General features: G+C 44.1%; 13 protein-coding genes. 7 read left to right on the forward strand and 6 right to left on the reverse strand.

Annotated features, from left to right (window positions below):
• Positions 1–121: 121 nt before the first annotated feature.
• Positions 122–292 (reverse strand): hypothetical protein, encoded by a 171-nt coding sequence (locus tag KNP91_RS09075; protein ID WP_214849740.1) that lies wholly within the window; start codon positions 290–292, stop codon positions 122–124.
• Positions 293–662: 370 nt separating this feature from the next.
• On the opposite strand from KNP91_RS09075, the gene KNP91_RS09080 reads away from it, so the two are divergent.
• Positions 663–2,759 (forward strand): 5'-nucleotidase C-terminal domain-containing protein, encoded by a 2,097-nt coding sequence (locus KNP91_RS09080; RefSeq protein WP_214849743.1) that lies wholly within the window; start codon positions 663–665, stop codon positions 2,757–2,759.
• 82 nt (positions 2,760–2,841) lie between these two features.
• On the opposite strand, the gene KNP91_RS09085 is transcribed toward KNP91_RS09080, so the two are convergent.
• A complete protein-coding gene (locus tag KNP91_RS09085) occupies positions 2,842–4,260 on the reverse strand; it encodes an ankyrin repeat domain-containing protein (protein ID WP_214849746.1) in 1,419 nt (472 codons plus the stop codon).
• A gap of 378 nt (positions 4,261–4,638) precedes the next feature.
• Between KNP91_RS09085 and KNP91_RS09090 the strand changes: the two genes are divergently transcribed.
• Positions 4,639–4,818: a hypothetical protein gene (locus tag KNP91_RS09090; protein ID WP_012371459.1), complete on the forward strand. Its 180-nt coding sequence runs from the start codon at positions 4,639–4,641 to the stop codon at positions 4,816–4,818.
• 55 nt (positions 4,819–4,873) lie between these two features.
• Here the strand turns inward: KNP91_RS09090 and KNP91_RS09095 are convergent, their stop codons facing one another.
• Both KNP91_RS09095 and desA read right to left on the reverse strand, forming a co-directional pair.
• Positions 4,874–5,386: a VanZ family protein gene (locus tag KNP91_RS09095; protein ID WP_214849749.1), complete on the reverse strand. Its 513-nt coding sequence runs from the start codon at positions 5,384–5,386 to the stop codon at positions 4,874–4,876.
• 123 nt (positions 5,387–5,509) lie between these two features.
• Positions 5,510–6,529 carry a Delta(5) desaturase DesA gene (gene desA / locus KNP91_RS09100; RefSeq protein ID WP_012371461.1) on the reverse strand — a complete coding sequence of 340 codons (1,020 nt, stop codon included), beginning with the start codon at positions 6,527–6,529 and terminating at the stop codon, positions 5,510–5,512.
• 408 nt (positions 6,530–6,937) lie between these two features.
• Between desA and KNP91_RS09105 the strand changes: the two genes are divergently transcribed.
• From KNP91_RS09105 to KNP91_RS09115, 3 genes are read left to right on the forward strand one after another with little or no spacing between them, the layout of a single operon-like run.
• Complete coding sequence (locus KNP91_RS09105; protein ID WP_214849752.1) at positions 6,938–7,339, forward strand: hypothetical protein; 402 nt, start codon at positions 6,938–6,940, stop codon at positions 7,337–7,339.
• A complete protein-coding gene (locus tag KNP91_RS09110) occupies positions 7,336–8,121 on the forward strand; it encodes an ImmA/IrrE family metallo-endopeptidase (RefSeq protein ID WP_214849756.1) in 786 nt (261 codons plus the stop codon). Before KNP91_RS09105 ends, KNP91_RS09110 begins: the two co-directional genes overlap by 4 nt.
• A complete protein-coding gene (locus KNP91_RS09115) occupies positions 8,114–9,004 on the forward strand; it encodes a hypothetical protein (protein WP_214849759.1) in 891 nt (296 codons plus the stop codon). The genes KNP91_RS09110 and KNP91_RS09115 overlap by 8 nt, the downstream gene beginning before the upstream one ends.
• Positions 9,005–9,087: 83 nt before the next feature.
• Here KNP91_RS09115 and KNP91_RS09120 read toward each other — a convergent pair whose 3' ends face one another.
• Together KNP91_RS09120 and KNP91_RS09125 are read right to left on the reverse strand one after the other, a co-directional pair.
• Entirely contained in the window at positions 9,088–10,623 is a 1,536-nt protein-coding gene (locus KNP91_RS09120) for an FAD-dependent oxidoreductase (protein WP_214849762.1), read from the reverse strand.
• Between the two features lie 222 nt (positions 10,624–10,845).
• Entirely contained in the window at positions 10,846–12,480 is a 1,635-nt protein-coding gene (locus tag KNP91_RS09125) for an Ig-like domain-containing protein (RefSeq protein ID WP_214849766.1), read from the reverse strand.
• A 611-nt stretch (positions 12,481–13,091) separates the two neighbouring features.
• On the opposite strand from KNP91_RS09125, the gene KNP91_RS09130 reads away from it, so the two are divergent.
• Positions 13,092–14,801 carry a hypothetical protein gene (locus KNP91_RS09130; protein ID WP_214849769.1) on the forward strand — a complete coding sequence of 570 codons (1,710 nt, stop codon included), beginning with the start codon at positions 13,092–13,094 and terminating at the stop codon, positions 14,799–14,801.
• A 108-nt stretch (positions 14,802–14,909) separates the two neighbouring features.
• The gene (locus tag KNP91_RS09135; protein WP_214849773.1) at positions 14,910–15,725 is read left to right on the forward strand and encodes a hypothetical protein; all 816 of its coding nucleotides are present in this window, start codon (positions 14,910–14,912) and stop codon (positions 15,723–15,725) included.
• Positions 15,726–15,810: the final 85 nt, after the last annotated feature.

Raw genomic sequence — 15,810 nt, forward strand, 5'->3', positions numbered from 1 at the left:
ACACGCTTTTCCTATTAAAAAGGCAGGCACCGGGTGCCATACACTTAATCAATTCTAGCCATCGTTAAAATTCATGTCAATGTATTGGACAAACCGACACCAAACTGTAGCTTTCTGACCGCTAAAAAAACCAGTCGGCAGCGGTATGAAGGACGTCGCTGTTGACTGGTTGCGAATGGGACAGAAGTGGAAATTCAATTGTCGTCGGCGGGGATGACAATCCCCAAATCAATAAAATGCTCATCACACATAAAATGACCAGCACCATCGTGCCTTGAATCGTCTCTTTCATCTTCTCGTTGCTCTCCTCCCGCATTTTCCTCGTTTCTCCATCATACAGAATTCATACACTGAACTCCACCAATAGATTATCAATTAATGGAAATGTTTGACGAATTGATGTATGTTTCCGTTTCTTTTTTCATTCAGACAGATTATAATGAAAGCGTTATCATTTTATGTGTTTAGGTCAAATTAACCAGAAAAACGGACTGAAACGGACGTCTCCTGCTAGTTGTCATGTCGTCCGACCTAAGAATTTACGAATTTTACAAAAGTTTTATCGCATCATCTGCTCGGAACAACTTATAGTAGAAGAAGAGGTCAACGATCGCATTTCGACCTTGTATTCATACACCCACTTTGAAGGAGGATTTTTACGTATGTATAAATCAAAACCGCTTTACGCGGCAGCCGTCGCTGTCGCCCTGACGACATCGGCAATCGTGCCGGTTGCACAGACTACTGTATCCGCAGCAACGCATGTCAAAGTCAAAACGGTCAAACTCAAGTCACTCGTCTTCACAAAAGGTGCCCCGGTCAAGTTACCTGCTACATACAAGGGCGAGAAAATCACGTGGAAAAGTTATGATCGTCATATCTTCAACCGTTATCAGACGGTCAAAGGAACGTATGGCAAGAAGAAATCACCGATCGAAGTTAAAATCCTCATTCAAAATTATGCCGTGAAGTTCGTCGAAAGTGTCAAGGAACAGACGATCTATGTCGGTGAAAAACCGGAACTCCCGAAAACACTCGCTGTCCTCTATGCGACAGGCCGTGTCTATGACAAACCGGTCCGCTGGTCGAAAGTCGATACGAGCGAAGCCGGCGTGAAATACGCTGTCGCAAGTTACACACGTCTCGGCAAAACGATTACCCTCAAAGCTAAAATCAATGTGCTTGATATCAATAAAGATGATTTCTCGATCGCTTTGATGCACACGAATGATACGCACGCAAACCTCGACAAAACACCAAAACGCGCAACCGTCATTAAAGAACTCCGCGCTTCCTATAAAGCAGACGGTACACCATCCCTATTACTTGATGCTGGAGATGTCTTCTCAGGTTCCCTTTACTTCAACAAGTTCAAAGGACAAGCCGATCTCGAGCTCATAAACTATATGAAATACGACATGATGACGTTCGGTAACCACGAGTTCGATCTTGGGGATGCGGACAACCATCTTGCATTACAGGAATTCGTCAAGAAAGCGAAATTCCCGTTCATTACAGCGAACGTCGATTTCAGCAAAAACGAATTACTCGGTGGTCTGCAATCGAAAACGATCACAGCCGGTCCTGAAAAAGGTAAAATCTATCAAGGAATCATCAAAGAATACAAAGGTCAAAAAATCGGTTTCTTCGGTTTGACGACGGAAGAAACAGCTGACATCTCGAGCCCGGGATCTGTTGCCTTCGCCAACTACATCGACAGCGCGAAAGCGGCCGTCAAGAAACTCCAGGACCGTGGTGTCAACAAAATCGTCGCGTTGACGCACATCGGTTTTGATGACAACCCGGCTGTCGACAACGATCAGTTGCTCGCACGTAACGTCGACGGAATTGACGTCATCGTCGGTGGTCACTCGCATACGAAACTCGAAACACCAGTCGTCGTGGACGATACGGTCGTACCGGGTAAAGCAGAACCAACGATCATCGCCCAAGCTTACCAATATGGCGATTTCCTCGGTAACCTAAACCTGACGTTCGATTACAAAGGGAAATTGACAGAGTATAAAGGATCATTGATCGATGTCTCGAAAGCAGCGGAAGATGCTACGGCTGCTTCGATCCTCAAACCATACGCTGATCAGATTACAGAACTTAAAAACGAAGAAGTCGGCGCAAACATCGTCAACGAGCTCGTCAATCCGCGTGGTGAAGTCAGTGTCCGGAACAGCGAAACGGCACTCGGTAACCTGATCACGGACGGTATGCTCCAAAAAGCGAAAGAATACAACAAAGATACCGTCATCGCCATGCAAAACGGTGGTGGTATCCGTGCTGCGATCAATGCCGGACCACTCACAGTCGGTGAAGTCTTAACGACACTTCCGTTCGGTAACACACTTGCGACAGTGAAATTGACAGGTCAGGAAATCAAAGACCTGCTTGAAATCAGTGTCGGTGTTGCTCCAATCGAAAACGGCGGATTCCTCCACGTTTCCGGTATGAAGTTCGAGTACAGCAGCAAACTCGCGAAAGGCGATCGTGTCACGAAAATGGAAGTTAAAAACGGCGACACGTTTGAGCCCCTCGATCTTACGAAAACGTATGTCATCGCGACCAATGCCTTTACAGCTAAGGGCGGCGATGGTCTTACACCGTTCGAAGTTGCGTACAAAGATGGCCGCGTGACGGATCTTGGTCTTTCGGACTGGGAAAACCTCCGCGACTTCACGAAATCACTCGGCGAAGTCAAGTATTCGATCGAAGGCCGGATCGTTGATACAAAAGCAGAAACAAAATAATTCCGCAAAAAAAGACCGGGCTTAACAGCCGGTCTTTTTTGCGTCTTCAGGAGGTGGATGAGATCCCCTCCTGTTTTTGTGTTCATAACGTCTGCGTCTGATTTTGTTTCAGTAAAACGATGATATCGTCGAGCTCATACTCCTGTGCCATCATCAGCGGCGTATAACCGTCGGCATTTTTGATGGTCGGATCCGCGCCCTGTTCAAGCAAAAGCTCGACCGTCTCTTTTCCTTCACCCTCTACGGCGTGATGGAGCGGTGTATATTTCTCATCGTCCTGCTGATTGATTTTTTCGCCTCGTTTTAAGTACAGCTCCACTAATTCCTTGTTGTTGCTGTAGACCGCGGTGATGAACGGTCGTTCGCCGAACTCATTGACGGCGTCGACATCACTTCCTGCAGCGAGCAATGCTTTAAAGACCGTCTCGAGCCCCTCACTTGACTTCCGGTACCCGAGATAATGCAAAGCTGTATCCCCGTCCGCATCGACTGCTTCCATGTCACTCTTTGGAATCAAGGCTTCGATTTCCTTGAGCGTCCCCTTTTGAATCGCCGCCATCAGCTTTGATTCTCCAAGATCTTCTTTTGCCGTCGTCTGCTGCTCAACGGAAGATACACTGTCCGTTATCCACTGCGGCAACTTGAACTCTGTCGCGACGAAGACCAGACCGGCCAGTGCCAGACAGCTGAGACTGACAAGGACGGCACCGGCAATGCGGGTCGACTGGTTTCGTGGAGCGCCGAGTCCGGCAAACGTCAATCGGCGGGAAACCGATGACTGGTTTCGGAACAGTTCGCTGAGCGTTGCGGCAAATGACATCGATTCCCGTTTTTGATCGATGTAAACCGGAAGATTCAGTGTCTGCCAAGAGACAGGACCGACAACGGACCGGACAAGTGCCGGCACACGTTCCTCTTCCGGAAGACAAGCCAGCGCATGGCGATCTGCCGTTTCCTCGCATGCCCGTATGTAAGCACTTCTCAGGAACGGCACCCAGCTCCCGAGTAACAGCAGCATCTGTTTCTCTTCGTGATTTTGTTTTAGATGGACGAGTTCACGCAACAGTTCGAAGCGCGTTGTCGCATCGACCGGATAACCGGCCGGTAAGACGAGCATATATTTTTGAAACAAACCGATCGTCCGGGGACGTTGGATGGTCTTATGGTGCGTCACGATGACGTCCGGTACTTTCCAAAACCCTAATCGTTCCGCATCCTGTCGAAGCTGTTCATAGATGAGCGGCTGTTGCTGTTCACTCAGCAGAATCCCGTCCGTCCGAATCGTCATCACCCGGACGAGCTGCCACGTCCAGATGATGCCGAGCAGAACAAGAACGGCAATCAATAGGACAATCCCGATTATCCCGAGCGTAAACAACGCAACAATGAGTCCGCACACCGTTACTACGGTACTGATCAATAACATCGTAAAGAAAACATGCTCACGTTTTCCTGTTCGTAATTTGCCCGAATGGACTTCCTGTTTCATTTCTTCACTCATCGGTTCACCTCTTTTTTCTCACTGCTCTTATCATACCGATAATTCCATAAGAGTTCCAAGGCAATTCTTGTTAATGGATAAAAACATTCTTCCCGAATATATTTTAGCGATGGAAATGAATCTTTTTAAGGGATGTCTAAAGACCTACCCCTAATGTAACTTACACGTAGAAATATTATATTTTTCTGATTTTTGTCGTGTTATACCAACAATTTTTATAACATTTGAAATATTAGCGCTATCCTTCTTTTGAACCATATTTCTTTTTGTCACAGGTGAGACGAAAGTCATTTATTTAAATTGCATTCCACATTTTAATACCATATAATAACTAATAGAATGAAGAATATGGGAGTGAATTTCTTGGGATTTCTCGGAATGTTTAACAAAGAATATACCGTTCAGTACCACGTCCTTGAACAGGAAGAAGTCGTCGACACCGACCGCCTAATCATTAAAGCCGGTGACCACACCGCTGCACGTAAAAAAGCAGACACGATGCTCCGCAAACAATTTGGTCGGACACAATACAAAATCGAATGGGTCCAACGGTTTTAATCGTTGAAATACCCGATCGCCTCAAGCTTGCTGAGACGATCGGGTATTTTTGTGGTCAGCTCGATTGTTGGTATTCCGACTTGACGAGCCGGTCGGCTTTCAGGAAAAGGCGAAGAGCCGTATAGAGGACGATTCCGAAGACGGCACCACTTCCGTCGATGATGACGTCTCCGACGAGCGGTGTCCGTCCGCCGGTCAGTTGCTGATGAAATTCATCGAGGACGCCGACGGTCACCGCTGTCGTTGCGGCAAAAAAGGCGGCCGGAACAGGACGGTATCCGCGCAGACGTAGGACATGGACAACGCTGATCCCGAGAATGAAGAACAGACCGGCATGCATCCCTTTGCGGATGAAGAATTCGAGAAAAGCAGCTGGTCCAAGGGATGCGACGCTGATCGGCACCTCATAATGAAACGAGATGAACGAGAAATGATTGACCCATCCGAGTGGAAGATGATTCGTCAGAAACGGAATCAGTGATTGTTGCTGATACGTCATCGAACTGAATCCGAATAATAAAAGTAAAATGGCTCCTGTTGCAAGATAAGCTACGGGTATACGGCGCATGTTTCATCTCTCCTTCAATACTTGCCATCTTACCATGCCTTTTAAGACGGGACATACGGCAAAAGACGGAGGACACGACAAAAAAACATGCCTTGCTCCCGGTCGGAAGCAAGGCATATCCTCTTATGAAGCCATCGTTTTCGGTTCACGCACGAGGTGCTTGATTTCACCGAACGTCACGAATGTTTTATTTTTCGCATCGTACAATTTATAGCGAAGCGACTTCAGACTTGAGAACAATCCAATCGTCGTCGCTTTTTGAAGCGGTGGTGTCGCCGTATGCGCTTTTTCTAGGTTATAGTTCGGTACGCGTGGACTTAAGTGGTGGACGTGGTGGAAACCGATGTTCCCCGTCACCCACTGCAAGACTTTCGGCAATTCGTAATATGAGCTGCCTTCGATCGCAGCCTTGACGTAATCCCATTCGCTCTCATCCTCGAAATACGAGTCTTCAAACGTATGCTGGACGTAGAACAACCAAATCCCAAGGACGCCGGCTGTGAACATCGTCGTTCCCTGGATGATCAGGAACGCCTGCCATCCGACGAAGTAAATCAGGATGCCGTATAAGACGATCAGTGACGCATTGATGACATGTGTATTGATGCGTTCTTTCTTCCGGGCATCTTTTCGGTTAAAGCGGCTGACGACTAAAATCAACAGGAGTGGTCCAAGACCAAACATGACGAGCGGATTACGGTAGAGACGGTATTTCAGACGCGTCCATTTTGACGCCTCGATATATTCTTCAATGGTCATTACCCAAATGTCACCGACACCGCGTTTATCCAGGTTTCCGCTGGATGCGTGGTGAATCGAGTGTTCCCGTTTCCACTTTTCGTACGGGAACAGGGTCAGAATGCCTGTAATCGTTCCGACGATGGCGTTGGCCTTTTTGTTTTTGAAGAATGACCCGTGCGTACAGTCGTGGAAGATGATGAACATCCGGACGACAAAACCGGCTGCGACAATCGCAATCGGAACCGCGAGCCAAACGGAAATCTGTAAGGCCTGATAGGCCAGGAACCAGGCGACGAGAAACGGCAGGATCGTATTGATCATTTGCCGGACGCTTGATTTGACGTCTGCCTTCTCAAAAGGCGAAACGGTCTTGCGAAGCTGGGCGATTTTTTCTTTACTCATGTGTTGCTTCCTCCTCGAATTCGTACAGCGTTCACGACGCTACAATGAAATGAACTTGATATGAAACCTGTAAACGGCGTTCGTGACGGTGAATTCGTAACATCCACATGAAGATCGACCCGACCGATATAGTTAAACGCTTGAATATTTTTATTACCAGGTAATTATAGCACACAGAAAAAGAATACAGGATTAATTATCGTATAATTTTTAAAATTCGATTTCATAAACTAACTTAGTTTTTTCTAAAATATATCAATAAGAAGTGTAGGTAAGTTCAAAAAGGGTAAACTATTTATATACACAAAAACGATAAATGTCTCAATAAAGTGATTTATATGCTTATTTTTTAATTATAGTTAATTTTAAATTAACACTTTGTTATACTATATAATTGAGGTGAAACAAATGAATCCATCAACCATTACGTCTATTGAAGAAATTGTCTCCCGTAATCTTCAGGTATATCTTGAAACAATCGGTAAAACCCATAAGTGGGTCTACGAGCGGGCAGGTATGTCAAAGCCGACGTTTTATAATCTATTAAAAGGTAAAGGAGACATCAAAGGCGGTATCACCCGCTTAAATCGTGTTTTCCGAATTTCAGACCCCACTTATTTTTATCAACAGGACTTTAAAGTGCCGATGTCTATTCATGATTTACAAAATACAGCCACTTTAAAACAACAGGCAGCAGCAAATTATCATGCGTTTGGACCGTCCCCTGTTATGGACGAGACGTTTGAAACGTTGGAAGAAATCATCACCATGCTTGACGTTCTTCATTCGTTTGACGAGGTGGAAGCATGATCACACGAGACAATTTGCTCGACGTCATCGAGCAGAACAAAGAAATTTTAGACGTTGTTTCCAGTCGTGTAGACGATACGAAGGAACAAAGTCTCCTGTTTCGTTACAAACCCCTCGACAGCATTAAATACTACTTGATGCAGAAAACGAGTGTCATCCTGTTCCCTACTCCCGATACGCATTATGGCGGACTCCTCACTTATCGGAATCAGCGGTTTTACTTGCATATCAATACAGCGCAACCTAAGACGTATGAAAACTTCGTTTGGGTTCACGAATACTATCATTATAGATATGAGAAAGAACGGATCCAGGATAAGCAGACCGAAACTTTTTTTGAAGACTCGGTTTTAAATGCACAGGAACGCCATGCCAATCTGTTTGCTTCTGAACTGCTCGTTGATACAAGAGTCTTAAAAGAATCGTTCGCGCAAATCAGTAAGAGTTACCCGGATCGTCCCATCGAAGAGAAGGTCATTCATTTGATTGCCATATTCGAAGTTCCCTACAAAGTACTTGTCATCAAGTTACTGCAAGACGGGCTGATTTCGCCGTCTGCGGCACTCGATTTGATTGATTATGACTATCTTGACCATCTGCCGGATGATTTTGACACATCGATTTTCCATCCGAGCCTTGTCATCAAGCTGAATAATCTTAAGACGTTACTATCCAGTCCTCGGATGCAGGAACGTTTGACCGGTAATGAATACGAACGTTTTACCGACCAGTACAAGACAGTGCTTGCACGTTTGAAGGAAAAACGGGCATCAAATGTCTGACACTTTGAATTCTCCGATGTATGATGCCATCCGCCCATACGTTAAATTGAATTTTGTCATCGAGGACGGGCAGACCATCTATCTTTTGGATAACATGCTCTTGACACAGTTATCGAAAGCAGCACGCGAGGCTCCTGATTATTTTACTTTTTTTATAAATCACTTTCGTCAGCATAATGCCGTTTTATTGATTCCGGACATTATTTTTGAAGAAAGCTCCGGGAATCGCGGTATGACTCCGGAACGGTATACTACTTTATATCAGCCGTTCTTTCAAATCATGTCGGAACACATTGATTTATTTTGTATCACCTTTCGTGAATGCTTTGATTTTGTCCACCGCGGAGCAGTGACGCGTCATCAAGCCTTCGCACAATTTCGTCTTTTGGCTCGTGAAATCGTTCGCACGCATACAGACCTTTCACAACAAATACAGCAATCGACCACGATAGAAGCGATGGAGTCGGCAATTCGCTCCGTCCCGCAAGACTGCGGTGAACGGATCCTTCATCTTTTGGTCTGTTCGTTACTCGTCGACGGTGCCGAAACTGTAACCCTGTTAAGCAATGAAGGACCGGGCGTCTACTACACGCGTCTGACGATGGCAAACAACGAAACCTTACGAAGAGCCCTCTTCATGGAAGACCAGCACGTTTTTCGTTCCGTTTACCGTCTTCAGTCACTTGATCAATTGCTTGATTCGATTGTAAAAAATCAATCTGTCACGGATCCTGTTTCTTTCATCGAATGCATGCGAGCCGGACAGCACAAACATCGTAAAGTTCACTATCGAACCGGAGAAGATGTCAGTGACAGACACCAACTGGACAATCCGGAGTTTTTGCAGATTATCCTAGATCCGCAAGGGCGAATTACTTTCTGATTACATCAGTCTGCCTTTAAAAATAAGAATAGCCCCTTCAAGAGATGTCAGAAATCATCTTGAAGAGGCTTTTTGTATCTTTCTCATTTTTTTATCTGTTTCAACGGTTTCACCGCCGGTCCTTCCAAGACATTTCCCAGGTAATCAAAGCGCGAACCGTGACACGGACAATCCCACGACCGTTCGCCATTATTCCATTTGACGTCACATCCCATATGCGTACAGGTCGTCTTGACGAGATGCAACTCACCGGATTCATCACGGTACCCGCCGACTGTCTTTCCAGCATGACGGACGAGTCCACCTTCATCAAGCTCAAGATCGTCTGCTGCTCGACCGGCACGACTGACCTTTCCTTTCAGCAGTTCAATTGCGACATCCGCATTATTTTTCGCGAACTGTTTCGCATCCTGTTTATTGAGCTTCGACCGGTTCGGATCAAACAGTCCCCGGAACCGGTTCGGCGTGCCGGTCAATAAATCAGATAAAAGCAACCCTGCTGCAATCCCATTCGTCATTCCCCATTTAGCGAATCCGGTCGCGACCAGGATGTTTGGATCATCACTCGTCATCTGACCGATGTACGGCACTTTATCCAGTGAAATCAAGTCCTGGGCCGACCAGAATTGCTCGATTTGGGCGACATCAAATTCACTTTCTGCAAAATGAGCCAATGCTTGATAGTTGGTTTTCGTATCCGTCTGATGTCCCGACAGATGATTTTCTCCACCAAACAGTCCAAGTCGTTTCCCGTCCGCCGTATGCACGTGACGGAGCGACCGGCTCGGTTTGTCGGCACTCATGAACATGCCGTCCGGGAAATCGTCTCTGACTAGTCCCGACACGATATACGAGCGGTGGACCTCCAGTTTCGAGAAGTAGAGTCCTTTAAAATCATTGAACGGGAAGTGAGTTGCGACAATGACCTTTTTCGCTTCAATCTGATGACCCGATTCGAGCAGGACCGTCGGTGTTCGTTTCGATTCGACAGACGTCGCCCGCGTCTGTTCGTACAGCTGCCCGCCTTGTTGCGTGAAGTACTGCGCGAGACCCAGTAAGTATTTGACGGGATGGAACTGGGCTTGCTGACGGATAACGAGTGCCTGTTCAACAGGATACGGTAACTTAGCTTTAACCTCGTCCGTCGCGTCCCCTCCATTAATACCAAGTCGTTTGTAGGCATCTGCTTCTTTGATCAGTTGCTTGTGTTTCGGTCCACTCGACGCCACGTACAGATACGCATCCTGTTCTTCAAGCTCACATTCAATCGCAAGACGCGTCGTCTGATCCCGCAGGAAACGAATCGCTTCTTCATTCGCTTCATAATAGAGTTTCGCTTTCTCTTCGCCAAATGTCTGAATCAGTTCGTCGTAAATCAAACCGTGTTGCGATGAGACTTTTGCTGTCGTATAGCCGGTCGTTCCGCTTGCAATCCGGTCCGCCTCAATTACGGTCACGCTGTATCCTTGTTCCACCAGTTGAACGGCCGTGACGAGCCCGGCAATCCCGGCCCCGATGACGACAACCTCACTTTCACGATTCGTCTCGAGTTTCGGATAAGTCGAAGGTTCAATCGAAGTACGCCAATATGATGTTGGAAATCCGTCCAGTTGCTTCATTGTCCCGCCTCCGTAAATGTCAGTTTGAGTTAACCTTTCTAACAGTTAAAGCTACCCTTGTTTATAAAAAAACATACATGAAGTGTATAATTTAAATAGTAAACAACTCTATATTTTCTTTTGTCTTCCCATCATCCGTGTCTCTGTTTCTTTTGAAACAAGACAAAAAGCATTGAATCGGGTCTAGTGACGGTTCCCGACCAATGCTTTTTGTTCTGTTGTTTAGTTGACAGTCAGTCTCTTCTCCTGACTCTTGTTTCCTGCCTGATCTTGAATGACAATTTTTAAAGCCGTTCCACGCTTTTGCTTCTTAATCTGAATTCGGAATGATCCTTTCGAATCAGCGAAACCCTCACCAATTTTTTTAGAGTTGCTGTAAATGATCACTTGAGCATGACGCTCTGTTTTTCCACTTACCGCTCCACTCGTACTGGTCACCTTGTTGACTGTTGGCATCTTCGGAGCTGTTCGGTCCAAAACCGTAAGTTTTTTATCGTTGCTTCGGTTACCAGATTGATCAATGGCGTAGACGATAATTTGAGTTCCTGCTTTCAGTTTAGACACATTAAAGTAAAACAAACCTTGTTCAGCTTTTGATACTCCGCTTAATTTCCCGTTTATTTTCAGGTAAACTCTTGCATCTGTTTCTGCTTTCCCTTTAATAAGGGTCGATTGGTCCGATACAGCCGTTACGCTCGGAACAGCAGGAGGCGTTTTGTCCAACACTTTTATTTTGGCCGAACGACTGATGTTTCCGGCTTTATCAGTGGCATATACAAATAACTCTGCATTCGCCTTTTGTTTCTTAATTTTTACGCTGAATGCACCATTTTTCCCCGTTAAGCCTTCACCGATTACTTTTTTACCGGATTTGATGGTAATTCTCGAATTTACTTCTGAAATCCCGCTTACCGTCGCAGAGAGGTCCGTCACTTTATTTACTCGTGGTGCTGAAGGAGCAGTCGTATCTTTCACAACTATTTCAGTCGGTTCACTCATGTTTCCATCGTTGTCCACGACGACAACATTGAGTTTTGTTCCGCCTTTTTGGGGTGAAATATAGATTTCATAACTTCTGTCTGAATTCACGCGTGATCCGCTGATATACTTTGTTCCCTCTCTCACCATCACCTCGCAATATGCTTCAGCTTTTCCGGTAATTACCGTCGACTTATCTGTTACTTCAAACACCCAGGCTGGTCCCGGTGGAATAATATCCTTTACAAATACATCCGTATCTAGACTCCGGTTCCCGGCAGCATCTTGTGCTGCGACTGTCACTCGTGTCCTTGCCACTTGATTGTTGATGCCAACTTCATAAAATCCTTCTCCGTCGGCTTGAATGAGAGCCACTATACTTGATCGTATCATCACCAAAATCGTTGCATACGGCTCTGTTCTTCCGCTTACTGTTCTCGAGCTCTCGTTCAGCTCATTGACTTGCGGCGGCGGTGGCGGTGTGCCGTCTTCGACGATGATTTCTGACGGTTCACTGCTGTTTCCGGCAAGATCTGTTGCAGTGACGGACAGTTTCATCCCCAGTTTTTGTGAAGGAATAGAGACTGAGAACTCTCCGTTTTCATCCGCTGTCGTTGTTCCAATCGTTTCCGTCCCTACTTTCACCGTAATGATTACGGACGGTTCTGTTACTCCGCTTACTGACGTTTCATTTTCTTTTAAAGAATAGACATAGAGGATTTCAGGGGCGGTAGTATCCTTCACTGTCATTCCTGCTTCCAAACGAGCGTTTGAACTGTCACTGTCAAGGACGGAACCGGCTTGTACGGTATCATAATTTAACTCGCCCACCGCATACAGCGTACTGACGACTATCATGGAATGGATTAATTTTTTCATAGACTATGTTTCTCCTCTTGTAATTAGTAAATTTCTTCTATTTTTAACTTTCCTATCTCTCATTTTATTAAAAATGGATTTTATTTACTATATTTTTCTGACTTCATTTTTTTCTTACAGATTGTTTTGATTTCCCACCGGTAATTTGTACTTTATGTTTCACTGCTGTACATTTTTTGACCGTCCTATCTTTAATATCGGTCGATTCCATACTCAATAAAAAAGCGGCTCGGATTTGTTTATCCAAACCATCTTTCCATTCTTAAAGTATTTCATTGTCTCTCGTACGATCTTTTACGCTGTATGTCAGGTAACATCCCGGTTCTTCCTCATTTTACATAGATATTAATCCGGTAGTTTCGATTATCCTTTCACTTGACGGAGATTGTACTGAAGCAGTATATACATCCTTTTTCCTTCCACATCGAATTAAAATCCTTTAATAATTCGTTTATTAAAGAGTCACCCTATAAAAAATATTTAACGTCAGCTGATTTCTAGAAAATCATTTACTATTTCAACAAAAAACTTGCAGAAAGAAGCCGATCACTTTTATAAAATTAACATATATTTCTAAAAAAACTACTTTTACATTATGATGGGGTGTTCCAGTGAATACAATAGAGACATACGGTCTTGTTCAAAATTTAAAGACGACTCAATCAGTCAATACGTCCGAAAAATTTCCTGTACGGGATCTTTTAAATCAATACCAGGAAGTGATTATCAAAAGTTTAATCACTTCCTTCGGACTGGATCTTCTGTTCGTAAAAGATCGTCACGGCGGAGATGTAGATACGATTCATAATGTCAGGGCGATGCAAAATGGGGATTCTCGATTTGATGGATACGCCAACGAAAACAATCAACGTGATTATGACGCGCAACGCGGGTACGATAAATCCACCTCTGCCAAGTATCACAGTCATAAAAACTACATCAACCGCAACAGAGAAGGAGCTGTTCAGAAAGACCAAGGCATCTTAGATGATGCTTACACCGGAAAAAGATTTGAACGCAATGAAAAAATTGATTTGGACCATGTGGTTTCCGCAAAAGAAATCCAAGGAGATGCGGGCCGTATTTTAGCCGGTTCAGACGGTGTTGATCTCGCCAACCAGTCCACCAATCTGAAGCATACGAATCGTTCCGTCAATCGTTCAAAAGGAGCCAAAACCGCAAAACAATTCAATGATTCATTGGATCAAACGAGACCTGACAGACAAAAACGCATTCAGGAGCTTTCCAACAAGTCGGTACTTGACGACCGTGAGAAAAAAGAATTGAACAAACTCACTCAACTGGAGTCGGTTGATGCCAAAAAAATGGAGAACGCCGAAAAAACAGCACGTGATCACTATGATAAACAATTGGAACGTAACTATTACACGAGTACCAAATTTTTAAATGACACCATCAAGTCCAGTTGCAAACTCGGTTTCAAAATGGGGTTAAGACAGGCACTCGGCGTGATTTTGACAGAGGTCGTATTAGTAGTAAAAGCAGAACTGCCTGCTCTAGTAAAAAGCATGAAAACATCGTTTGATTTGAAGTTGTTCTTCAATGAAACGGCAGCCATCATGAAGCGCGCATTCAAACGAGTCTGTCAAAAATACAAAGATATCATTCGAGGGTTCAAGGACGGTGTATTAGCCGGAATTTTATCATCATTAGTAACAACCTTAATCAACATATTCGTCACATCTGCAAAAAATATCGTAAAGATCATCAGGGAAAGTTTATCGACTGTCGTAGAAGCTCTAAAAGTCCTGATTCTTAATCCTGAAAACTTACCTCCCGGAGAAGTCATGAAGTCTGTCGCTGTTCTTATTTCTACCGGTGCTTCCGTCATCTTAGGAACCGTTGTGATGGAAGCCATGAGAAAAATCCCGGCGCTTAATATTCCGGTTGTCGGAGAAGTATTGACAACATTCGTGGGCGCAAGTGTCACAGGTTTGATGAGTATCAGTTTGATTTACTATATCGAGAATTCAAAAAACGTAAAAAAAATTATGGATTGGCTGAATCAAGCAAAGTCTTCCCTCGATTCTAAAATCGATGACTTTAAAAAAATAAATGAAGATTTGCTTCTTTATGTCACAACACTTGAAAAAATCGATCTAGATCAATTTTCAAAACAAGTTGAGATGACTCAGGAAATTGCACATCAAATGAATGCTGCGGATTCAGACATAGAAATCAACCGCATTCTTTCAGAAATTGTTGAAAAATATAAGATTCATTTGTCTTATGACGGGACGATCGACGGATTAACGGATTTTATGAACAATCCGACCAGCACGTTACAATTTAAATTATGATTCTTTTCACGGCTTTCCTTTGATTGCCTTGTAAATATGAATGACAGCATCACGCCGTTCCGTCACAATCTGAGCAGATGAACACTAAAAAAAGGAGATGCGTTTAACATGCCACTTCCATTTATCGTTGGCGGAATCGCAGTAGCAGCAGGTATTGGTTCAAGAAAAAAAATGAAACAAGCCCGACATATCGTTGAAGAGGCTGAAAAAACGTACAACCGATCTAAACATTCACTTTCATCCACCGAAGAAGAAACATCAGAACAATTGGCTACACTGGAAAAACTCGAGGTTAAAATCTTTAAAAGTTTTCAGCGTTTTTCGCATGCCTTCGAACAAATTAAAGGTCTGCCGGAATTTGAACAGAAAGCAAAAGATCCTTTCACCCTGCCTGAATACTCTTTTAATGACTTTAAAAAATTCGAAACATTTCAAACTGACATGCATAAAAAATTTCTTACCATGACGATGATTCCTTTTATAGGAGGACCTTTAGCATTCGGATCCGTGCTTAAAGAATTAAAAGACAATTCCAATTTAGACAAAGCACTTAGAGTGCAATATGAAGTTGATCAAATTGTTGCTTCCATCGACAAGTCCGTTAAATTTTTAATACGACTTGAAATACTTGCTCATAAAATGGAGTTGCATCTCTATATGATTCATAAAATTTACCGTAAGCAAGTGTACAAACTGGAAACTTTGGTAGCTCACAACACGGATTTTAATTCGTACACTCATGAAGAACGGTTACTCGTTGATACGAATATCAAGCTGGTGGCCGTCCTTCATAGATTAATCAATCAAGATTTAACCCGGCAGGAAAAAGATTCGGAAGATTTGCCGGTTTTACTAGATGATCCGGCAAATGAATTGATGTCACAATCACAAGAGGCTGTAATGGCATTAAACATTGTGAATTAACTTCGTCTAATACCTCTCTTCACCTGTAAAGAGTTGCAAAAAAGCAACTTTTTTACAGGTAAAGGGCTTTTCTGTTTCTTTGTCC

It is taken from the genome of Exiguobacterium sp. s138, assembly GCF_018618775.1.
In the GTDB taxonomy this organism is placed as follows: Bacteria; Bacillota; Bacilli; order Exiguobacteriales; family Exiguobacteriaceae; genus Exiguobacterium_A; species Exiguobacterium_A artemiae.

Excerpts from the sequence above, each read along its gene's own strand:
- KNP91_RS09075 (WP_214849740.1), bottom strand. The coding sequence starts at position 292 with ATGAAAGAGACGATTCAAGGCACGATGGTGCTGGTCATTTTATGTGTG.
- KNP91_RS09080 (WP_214849743.1), top strand. The coding sequence starts at position 663 with ATGTATAAATCAAAACCGCTTTACGCGGCAGCCGTCGCTGTCGCCCTG.
- KNP91_RS09085 (WP_214849746.1), bottom strand. The coding sequence starts at position 4,260 with ATGAGTGAAGAAATGAAACAGGAAGTCCATTCGGGCAAATTACGAACA.
- KNP91_RS09090 (WP_012371459.1), top strand. The coding sequence starts at position 4,639 with ATGTTTAACAAAGAATATACCGTTCAGTACCACGTCCTTGAACAGGAA.
- KNP91_RS09095 (WP_214849749.1), bottom strand. The coding sequence starts at position 5,386 with ATGCGCCGTATACCCGTAGCTTATCTTGCAACAGGAGCCATTTTACTT.
- desA (WP_012371461.1), bottom strand. The coding sequence starts at position 6,529 with ATGAGTAAAGAAAAAATCGCCCAGCTTCGCAAGACCGTTTCGCCTTTT.
- KNP91_RS09105 (WP_214849752.1), top strand. The coding sequence starts at position 6,938 with ATGAATCCATCAACCATTACGTCTATTGAAGAAATTGTCTCCCGTAAT.
- KNP91_RS09110 (WP_214849756.1), top strand. The coding sequence starts at position 7,336 with ATGATCACACGAGACAATTTGCTCGACGTCATCGAGCAGAACAAAGAA.
- KNP91_RS09115 (WP_214849759.1), top strand. The coding sequence starts at position 8,114 with ATGTCTGACACTTTGAATTCTCCGATGTATGATGCCATCCGCCCATAC.
- KNP91_RS09120 (WP_214849762.1), bottom strand. The coding sequence starts at position 10,623 with ATGAAGCAACTGGACGGATTTCCAACATCATATTGGCGTACTTCGATT.
- KNP91_RS09125 (WP_214849766.1), bottom strand. The coding sequence starts at position 12,480 with ATGAAAAAATTAATCCATTCCATGATAGTCGTCAGTACGCTGTATGCG.
- KNP91_RS09135 (WP_214849773.1), top strand. The coding sequence starts at position 14,910 with ATGCCACTTCCATTTATCGTTGGCGGAATCGCAGTAGCAGCAGGTATT.